General features: G+C 56.1%; 2 protein-coding genes, 2 tRNA genes and 3 rRNA genes. 5 read left to right on the forward strand and 2 right to left on the reverse strand.

What is annotated here, in order from left to right; translation table 11 throughout:
- Positions 1-76 precede the first annotated feature (76 nt).
- The 5 genes from CR152_RS06145 to rrf all read left to right on the forward strand — a co-directional run bounded on the left by CR152_RS06145 (position 77) and on the right by rrf (position 5,237).
- Positions 77-1,607 (forward strand): 16S ribosomal RNA (locus CR152_RS06145).
- 90 nt (positions 1,608-1,697) lie between these two features.
- Positions 1,698-1,774: transfer RNA gene (locus tag CR152_RS06150), tRNA-Ile, on the forward strand.
- 22 nt (positions 1,775-1,796) lie between these two features.
- Positions 1,797-1,872 (forward strand) — tRNA-Ala (locus CR152_RS06155).
- Between the two features lie 229 nt (positions 1,873-2,101).
- Positions 2,102-4,976 (forward strand): 23S ribosomal RNA (locus CR152_RS06160).
- Positions 4,977-5,124: 148 nt separating this feature from the next.
- Positions 5,125-5,237: ribosomal RNA gene (gene rrf / locus CR152_RS06165) — 5S ribosomal RNA — on the forward strand.
- Together the 16S, 23S and 5S rRNA genes with 2 tRNA genes alongside form the textbook arrangement of a ribosomal RNA operon.
- A 286-nt stretch (positions 5,238-5,523) precedes the next feature.
- Here rrf and CR152_RS06170 read toward each other — a convergent pair.
- Positions 5,524-7,218 (reverse strand): IS1634 family transposase, encoded by a 1,695-nt coding sequence (locus CR152_RS06170; protein ID WP_099874130.1) that lies wholly within the window; start codon positions 7,216-7,218, stop codon positions 5,524-5,526.
- 215 nt (positions 7,219-7,433) lie between these two features.
- A complete protein-coding gene (locus CR152_RS06175) occupies positions 7,434-9,362 on the reverse strand; it encodes a reverse transcriptase family protein (protein WP_099874131.1) in 1,929 nt (642 codons plus the stop codon).
- Between the last annotated feature and the right edge of the window lie 271 nt (positions 9,363-9,633).

Genomic DNA, 9,633 nt, shown 5'->3' on the forward strand with positions numbered 1-9,633 from the left:
TATAGGCGCTTCGCAAGAAGTGGCCTGTCAGTATTTTGAGTGAGCGATCTGTCCGCAAGGACATTAAACAGAGATTGAACTGAAGAGTTTGATCCTGGCTCAGATTGAACGCTGGCGGCATGCCTTACACATGCAAGTCGAACGGCAGCGCGGGGCAACCTGGCGGCGAGTGGCGAACGGGTGAGTAATATATCGGAACGTACCCTGGAGTGGGGGATAACGTAGCGAAAGTTACGCTAATACCGCATACGATCTAAGGATGAAAGTGGGGGCTTCGCAAGAACCTCATGCTCCTGGAGCGGCCGATATCTGATTAGCTAGTTGGTGGGGTAAAGGCCTACCAAGGCATCGATCAGTAGCTGGTCTGAGAGGACGACCAGCCACACTGGAACTGAGACACGGTCCAGACTCCTACGGGAGGCAGCAGTGGGGAATTTTGGACAATGGGCGAAAGCCTGATCCAGCAATGCCGCGTGAGTGAAGAAGGCCTTCGGGTTGTAAAGCTCTTTTGTCAGGGAAGAAACGGTGAGAGCTAATATCCCTTGCTAATGACGGTACCTGAAGAATAAGCACCGGCTAACTACGTGCCAGCAGCCGCGGTAATACGTAGGGTGCAAGCGTTAATCGGAATTACTGGGCGTAAAGCGTGCGCAGGCGGTTTTGTAAGTCTGTCGTGAAATCCCCGGGCTCAACCTGGGAATTGCGATGGAGACTGCAAGGCTAGAATCTGGCAGAGGGGGGTAGAATTCCACGTGTAGCAGTGAAATGCGTAGAGATGTGGAGGAACACCGATGGCGAAGGCAGCCCCCTGGGTCAAGATTGACGCTCATGCACGAAAGCGTGGGGAGCAAACAGGATTAGATACCCTGGTAGTCCACGCCCTAAACGATGTCTACTAGTTGTCGGGTTTTAATTAACTTGGTAACGCAGCTAACGCGTGAAGTAGACCGCCTGGGGAGTACGGTCGCAAGATTAAAACTCAAAGGAATTGACGGGGACCCGCACAAGCGGTGGATGATGTGGATTAATTCGATGCAACGCGAAAAACCTTACCTACCCTTGACATGTACGGAAGCCACGAGAGATCGAGGCGTGCTCGAAAGAGAACCGTAACACAGGTGCTGCATGGCTGTCGTCAGCTCGTGTCGTGAGATGTTGGGTTAAGTCCCGCAACGAGCGCAACCCTTGTCATTAGTTGCTACGAAAGAGCACTCTAATGAGACTGCCGGTGACAAACCGGAGGAAGGTGGGGATGACGTCAAGTCCTCATGGCCCTTATGGGTAGGGCTTCACACGTCATACAATGGTACATACAGAGGGCCGCCAACCCGCGAGGGGGAGCTAATCCCAGAAAGTGTATCGTAGTCCGGATTGTAGTCTGCAACTCGACTACATGAAGTTGGAATCGCTAGTAATCGCGGATCAGCATGTCGCGGTGAATACGTTCCCGGGTCTTGTACACACCGCCCGTCACACCATGGGAGCGGGTTTTACCAGAAGTAGGTAGCTTAACCGCAAGGGGGGCGCTTACCACGGTAGGATTCGTGACTGGGGTGAAGTCGTAACAAGGTAGCCGTATCGGAAGGTGCGGCTGGATCACCTCCTTTCTAGAGTTGCACTGGCTATAGAGCCAATTCATTGAGCGTCCACTCTTATCGACTGTTGAAATTAGAAGAAACAGTAGCAGTGTCCAAGTCGGGGCTGTAGCTCAGCTGGTTAGAGCACCGTGTTGATAACGCGGGGGTCGTTGGTTCGAGTCCAACCAGCCCTACCAGTTATGTCTTTAGATATACCTTGGGGGATTAGCTCAGCTGGGAGAGCACCTGCTTTGCAAGCAGGGGGTCGTCGGTTCGATCCCGTCATCCTCCACCACTCTACAAACTTCTGAAAGTACAAACGTAAGCCACTGGGTTTAGGTTTGGTCTTTTAGAGATTAAAGCTGTTTCGTTCTTTAACAATCTGGAAGAAGTAAAGTTTTAATCGAATCGCCGACAGGCGGTTCGATGGGTAGTGATTGTATGTATCAAAACAAAGCAACAACGCTGTACTTTCTTATCTCTGTAACGCTCTTTGTTCTCCGGAACAGAGGCTAACGTTATAGGGACAAGCGAATAAGTGCACATGGTGGATGCCTTGGCGATTACAGGCGACGAAGGACGTAGTAGCTTGCGATAAGCTGCGGGGAGCTAGCAAACAAGCTTTGATCCGCAGATTTCCGAATGGGGAAACCCGGCCTTTTAGGTCATTGCATACTGAATACATAGGTATGCAAAGCGAACGCGGCGAACTGAAACATCTAAGTAGCTGCAGGAAAATAAATCAACCGAGATTCCCAAAGTAGTGGCGAGCGAAATGGGATGAGCCTGCACGTTTTAGCATGACGGATAGTAGAAACCACTGGAAATTGGTGCCATAGAGGGTGATAGCCCCTTATACGAAATTCGATGTGTGGAACTAAGCGTGCGACAAGTAGGGCGGGACACGAGAAATCCTGTCTGAATATGGGGGGACCATCCTCCAAGGCTAAATACTCGTAATCGACCGATAGTGAACCAGTACCGTGAGGGAAAGGCGAAAAGAACCCCGGAAGGGGAGTGAAATAGATCCTGAAACCGTGTGCATACAAACAGTAGGAGCGGACTTGTTCCGTGACTGCGTACCTTTTGTATAATGGGTCAGCGACTTACATTCAGTGGCAAGGTTAACCGTATAGGGAAGCCGTAGAGAAATCGAGTCCGAATAGGGCGACAGTCGCTGGGTGTAGACCCGAAACCAAGTGATCTACTCATGGCCAGGATGAAGGTGCGGTAACACGCCCTGGAGGTCCGAACCCACTAATGTTGAAAAATTAGGGGATGAGCTGTGGGTAGGGGTGAAAGGCTAAACAAACTTGGAAATAGCTGGTTCTCTCCGAAAACTATTTAGGTAGTGCCTCAAGTATCACCATCGGGGGTAGAGCACTGTTATGGCTAGGGGGTCATTGCGACTTACCAAACCATTGCAAACTCCGAATACCGATGAGTGCGAGCTTGGGAGACAGACGTCGGGTGCTAACGTCCGGCGTCAAGAGGGAAACAACCCAGACCGCCAGCTAAGGTCCCAAAGATTGGCTAAGTGGAAAACGAAGTGGGAAGGCTAAAACAGTCAGGATGTTGGCTTAGAAGCAGCCATCATTTAAAGAAAGCGTAATAGCTCACTGATCGAGTCGTCCTGCGCGGAAGATGTAACGGGGCTAAGCCAGTCACCGAAGCTGCGGATATATGCTTGCATATATGGTAGGAGAGCGTTCTGTAAGCCTGCGAAGGTGTCTTGTAAAGGATGCTGGAGGTATCAGAAGTGCGAATGCTGACATGAGTAGCGATAATGGGAGTGAAAAGCTCCCACGCCGTAAGCCCAAGGTTTCCTGTTCAACGTTCATCGGAGCAGGGTGAGTCGGCCCCTAAGGCGAGGCAGAGATGCGTAGCTGATGGGAAGCAGGTTAATATTCCTGCACCGTCGTATGATGCGATGGGGGGACGGATCGCGGAAGGTTGTCCAACGGTTGGAAGTGTTGGTTTTTGACTCATAGAAGGCGCTTAGGCAAATCCGGGCGCGCAATTCAAGGGGTCGAGACGAGGAACTTAGGTTCTGAAGCAATCGGAAGTGGTTCCAAGAAAAGCCTCTAAGCTTCAGTCATACGAGACCGTACCGCAAACCGACACAGGTGGGCGAGATGAGTATTCTAAGGCGCTTGAGAGAACTCGGGAGAAGGAACTCGGCAAATTGGTACCGTAACTTCGGGAAAAGGTACGCCCCGGTAGCTTGACTGCTTTACTGCAGAAGGGTGAAAGGGTTGCAATAAACTGGTGGCTGCGACTGTTTAATAAAAACACAGCACTCTGCAAACACGAAAGTGGACGTATAGGGTGTGACGCCTGCCCGGTGCTGGAAGATTAAATGATGGGGTGCAAGCTCTTGATTGAAGTCCCAGTAAACGGCGGCCGTAACTATAACGGTCCTAAGGTAGCGAAATTCCTTGTCGGGTAAGTTCCGACCTGCACGAATGGCGTAACGATGGCCACACTGTCTCCTCCCGAGACTCAGCGAAGTTGAAATGTTTGTGATGATGCAATCTACCCGCGGCTAGACGGAAAGACCCCATGAACCTTTACTGTAGCTTTGCATTGGACTTTGAACCAATCTGTGTAGGATAGGTGGGAGGCTTTGAAGCGGGGACGCCAGTCTTCGTGGAGCCATCCTTGAAATACCACCCTGGTTTGTTTGAGGTTCTAACCTTGGTCCGTTATCCGGATCGGGGACAGTGCATGGTAGGCAGTTTGACTGGGGCGGTCTCCTCCTAAAGTGTAACGGAGGAGTTCGAAGGTACGCTAGATACGGTCGGACATCGTGTTGATAGTGCAATGGCATAAGCGTGCTTAACTGCGAGACTGACAAGTCGAGCAGGTACGAAAGTAGGACATAGTGATCCGGTGGTTCTGTATGGAAGGGCCATCGCTCAACGGATAAAAGGTACTCTGGGGATAACAGGCTGATTCCTCCCAAGAGTTCATATCGACGGGGGAGTTTGGCACCTCGATGTCGGCTCATCACATCCTGGGGCTGTAGCCGGTCCCAAGGGTATGGCTGTTCGCCATTTAAAGTGGTACGTGAGCTGGGTTTAAAACGTCGTGAGACAGTTTGGTCCCTATCTGCCGTGGGCGTTGGAAATTTGAAGGGGGCTGCTCCTAGTACGAGAGGACCGGAGTGGACAGACCTCTGGTGTACCGGTTGTCACGCCAGTGGCATTGCCGGGTAGCTAAGTCTGGAAGAGATAACCGCTGAAAGCATCTAAGCGGGAAACTTGCCTTGAGATGAGATTTCCCAGAGCCTTGAGCTCTTTAAAGGGTCGTTCGAGACCAGGACGTTGATAGGTCAGGTGTGGAAGTGCAGTAATGCATTAAGCTAACTGATACTAATTGCCCGTACGGCTTGTCCCTATAACCTTAGCAGGTACAGAGATAAGAAATGCGCGTTGTGTTTTGTGCGATACGCACAGTCACTACCCAAGTAATACAATAAAACGATACTTCTTCCAGATTCAAGCTAGTGCTGCCCGATCGGGAGCACCAAGCTGTACAAGTTATGCCTGATGACCATAGTAAATCGGTACCACCCCTTCCCATCTCGAACAGGACCGTGAAACGATTTTACGCCGATGATAGTGCTGCAACCAGTGTGAAAGTAGGTTATCGTCAGGCTAGTTATAAGAGAAAGACCCGTGTGAGCGAAAGCCATGCGGGTTTTTTTTCGTTTTGAGTTAATTTTCGACGGCGCTGCCCGATTCCGGAAAACGCCAGCAAAATCAGTTCAGGCGCTTCTTCATGACGTACTCAGCCGCTGGCTGGACGTACATGGCCCACGCGTGATCTGCTAACCCGTATGGCCGCCCGGTTTTTGAAACCGGCCGTTATTGCGGAGCTCCCGAGTTCGACAGTTAATTGCGTAAGTAGTTGATTTGTAAGGCAGCGCCTAGCAAACGCTCCATTACAAAAGGGTTAATTGCGTTTTTAGCGTCGGTTTCTTGATGGCCAAAGCGGCCAGAATCTCGGTATGCTCCTTGCTGATGTTCGATAGCCCTGCAACGGGCTGGGCGCCGTTTACGGCGACAGTATGGTGCTGAATGCGGCGCAGTTTGGCCAGCGCGCGCTCGGGCGACATGCCCGCTGCGCTGGCGTACAAGCGCGTGCGCATGACGCGGTACAGGATCAGGGCGATGAAACAGATCGTGGCGTGTGCGCGTATGCGATCAGGCAGTCGATGGTAGATCGGCCCGATCTCGATCTCGGACTTGAGAATGCGGAAACCGCGCTCGATATCAGCCAACGACTTGTAGCGTCGCACAACCTCGGCCGGCGCCAGGTCCTTCGTGTTTGTCACGAGCAGCAATTTCCCGTCCATCATGCGCGCGTGCGTGAGCGAGCGCTCGTTGATGGTGTAGGTGAACAGCTCGCTCTTGAGGTCGACCTGAATGATGCGTGTCAGGTGTTCGTCGCACACTTCCCGGTAGAAGCGGGCGCGGGCGCCGCCGTCCGACAGTTTGCGGCCGCGCTTGCGCTTGCCGCCATCCTGGCCGTCGAGGGTGCTGGTCCACTGCGCCGCTTTTTTCTCAAGCTCCTCGATGAGGTTGTCCCGCTTGGCGGACGTTTGCGCGGCCACATCGGGATCGTGGGCGACGATCAGGCGCAGATTGCCCCACGCCACTTCGCCGATCAGCTCATTGTTCACGTCGGCGCAATGCTCGGCATGGAAGGGGGCCAGCAGGTCAACGAAGTCCGCGTAGCGCCGACCTGGCACGGCCAGAATGAACTCAAGCGCCCCGCCGCCGGGCAATTGAATTGCCTGTAGTTCTGCCAGATTGTCGGTCGACAGCAAGCCGCGGTCGGCCACCGCGATAACGCGCTTTACGGGAAAGCGCGCAATGATCTTTTCAATCGTCGGCTTGAGCGTCGTCACCTCGGCGGTGTTGCCGTCAAATACTTCGTGATAGAGGGGCAAGCCCTCGGCTGTTTGCACCACCCCGAGCATCACCTGGCGTGCGATCACGCCCTCCTTGGACATGCCCAATTTGCGCACATCGTCGCTCTGCTGCGACAGACCGGCTGCGCGGATCGTCGTCATATCGTAGAACACGACGGCCAGATCTTGATCGACCAGCGGGCGCAGCAGGCCCGCGAGAACCTGATCGACTTCGTCCTTGTGGTCGACCATCGCATCCATCGCCCGCAGCAAGTGCTGGTGCTCGATCGTCTCGGCCATCACGCCGGGCAAGGCAATGGTCTCGACCCAGCGCAGTACGCCGACCTTCGAATCCGGATCGCACAGGCGATTCAATACCATCACGCGTATGAGCGCCTCGACATCGATGTTGTGGCGCGTGCGCTTGAAAATCTGGCGCAGGCGGTCGAAGCCGAGCGTATTCCACAGCTCAGTCAGCGCCCATACGTCGCCGTAGTCCCGTGCCGGCTCGAACGCAAGAGAAGGTGTCGGCAAGGCCTCTGGCATGGTCTTGCCGGTGACGCGCAGCAGCCCAGAAATGACCGATTCGAGATCGGTATTGAGTTGATCGAGGCGGCCGAGCGTGGCAACTGTACGTTGCTTCGGGCGCCCCTCAGCGTCGCGATATGCCTCGACGAGTTGGACGTAGCGCCTGGGGCCGGATGTCGTAACCTTGATAAACATGCCGCTACTCTAAAACCATAGCGTAAGGATGTCAACCGGCATAAAATTTAATAAAACGTGCCATTACAAGAACTTTTCGACTGATCGGCCGAAACCCGCATGGATGCTGGCTCCCGCGATCAAAAAATGGGAAAACCTGATCAAAGTGTCGAACTCGGGGGAGCTGGAACCGGTAGCGCCAGCGCCGCCGGTGGTGCTGCGCAAACGCGGCTGACCTACCACTTCAGGGTAACCGCGCTCCAGATCAGGATAATAAAGAGGAACCAGCCCCAGCGCGGCTTGCGCAACATGGCCGATTGCAGCACGATCACGGCCATGCAGGCGGACGGCAGCACGCGCTGCGTGGCCAGCGCGAAAGCGCAAATCAGCGCAACCTGCACTGCAATCGCCACCTGAAAATTGTTATCGCCATCCGGCTTGGCGCCAGGAGCCGGATTGGCCGTGGCATCGCTTGCCGGCGGCGCATGAACCGCCGCGGCAGGAGTCGCAACAGGAGTCTGTGCAGCCGCCGGTTTTTTCATGTTGACGGGCGCTGGTGGCACCGTCGGCGCCTCGGCCGCCTTGCGCTCCTTCTTCTCCACCGCCAGTTGCGCGGCGGTTTTTTCCAGCACCGGCGCCGATGCCAGCGTGGCCTGCCACCATCCGTCCCAAGGCGCCTTGCCCTGGGCCGACAGCGCCCGGAACGCGCTGCTGCGTTTCGACTGCATCAGCTTCATGTCGATGCCGGCCGCCCCCCATCGTGCACGCGCGGCGCGCACGCGCACCAGTAGCGGCAAGCCCTTGACCGGATCGACCATGCGGATGAACTGCGCATAGCCTTCCAGCGCATCGATGACATTGGTATTGCCGTTCCACTGCTTGCCCTCCGGCCCATCCTTTTCGAGCTGGAACAGCGTGGCGCGAAAACGCCGCAGGGTCTCGCGTTCGAGCGAGGGCTTTTGATTGACCACGATCCCGGTTACCATCTGGCGCTGCGCGTCGCGCATCACATGCTGTTTGTCGGGATGCGGCGTGAAACCCTCGTCGATGACGATCTGCTTGGCGCGCCACAGCAGCTTGCCGGCCAGCTTGCGCGCATCGGCATCGCCCGAAAACGTCAGGTCGTCCGCATAGCGCGTGTACTTGAAACCCAGCTTGGCCGCGCATGCCTGCAGACGCGCATCGAGCCGCCGGCACAAAATATTCGTCAACGCCGGGCTGCTCGGCGCGCCCTGCGGCAGCGCGCGCGATCCGTGCGCGACAAAAAATCTCTCGCCATCGATGCGCACTTTGTCGGTCGGCGCTTCGGTGCACAGCAGCGCCAGGACGGTTGCCAGCTGCTCGCTGTAGCCCAGCTGTGCGAACACGCCTTTAATGCGCGGCATGCCGATCGACGGGAAAAAATCCTTGAGGTCCAGATTGATGACCACCGCCTGCCCGACATGGGGCGCCGCGTTGCTGACGATCGAGCGGCCCGGCACGAAGCCGTGCGCCGCCTGATGCAGCGGCGCGCGCGCCAGCACGTTGTCGAGCACCCAGTACTGGGCGCGTTTCAGGCGCGGCATCGGCGCCGAAATAATCCGTTCGCCGCCGGTTTTCTTGGGCATTGCGAAGCGCCGGTAATGGCTGATGCGCGAGACGCGCCGTTCGAACGCCAGGAAGCGCAGCTCCGACAGCGTGATGCCCATCGCCTGCGCCAGGTCGTCCGCCTTGTGCAGCACCGGCATGGCCAGCCCCGCCAGTTTTCCGGCGTCGCTGTCGGCGCGACTAAGCCCCCCCGAAACGCCCGCGCCCAGGTACAGCACTTCGTGTTCGCGCCGCTGGCGCCACGCTTGCGCCTTCTCGAAGCGCACCAATGCGCGTTTCTGGCGCGTTTCCTCGCGCCGCGCTTTGGCCTTGGCCATGCGCTCCTTGCGCAGCATGCGCAGCGCCGCCTCGGGATTTTGCAGGTGATGCAGCTCGCTGCCCAGCCTCTGCAAGGCTTGCGTCAGCTCCGCTTCGCGCCGGATCAGTGCCGATTCAACCGACGGCTTACCGCTGTCGGCCGGCCAGAAGCCCAGGCGCTGCATCTCGGTCAGCACGACTTCTTCTTTGGAGCTGGCGCGTATGCGCTCGTACAACTGCGCGCGCGTCAGTTCGGAGGGAGAGGGAGTAGGGGAAGTCATCGTGTCCTGGTCTCGCAAGGAGCGCCACGGAAAACACTGTCGGGAAAACGCAAACTACACAAGCACGGCAGGATAATCATCGAAGGGCCTGCAGGACTGGAGCGCTCCACTCGACGCCGTACCGCACCAGTAGCGCTGATCGGCTTCAGGGAAGCCAAACCGTGTCGCGCTACTGGTGCAGGTACGGCACAGTGAAGAGCGTGCCAGTGACGCGTGGGAAGAGCTGACAACGTGGACGGCGATCCGCCGTCCGGTTTGCAAGAGCCATCCC

This window comes from Massilia violaceinigra, from assembly GCF_002752675.1.
Classification (GTDB): Bacteria; Pseudomonadota; Gammaproteobacteria; order Burkholderiales; family Burkholderiaceae_D; genus Telluria_A; species Telluria_A violaceinigra.

Bases quoted from the DNA above. Each gene is read 5' to 3' on its own strand.
- CR152_RS06170 (WP_099874130.1), bottom strand. From the start codon at position 7,218: ATGTTTATCAAGGTTACGACATCCGGCCCCAGGCGCTACGTCCAACTC.
- CR152_RS06175 (WP_099874131.1), bottom strand. From the start codon at position 9,362: ATGACTTCCCCTACTCCCTCTCCCTCCGAACTGACGCGCGCGCAGTTG.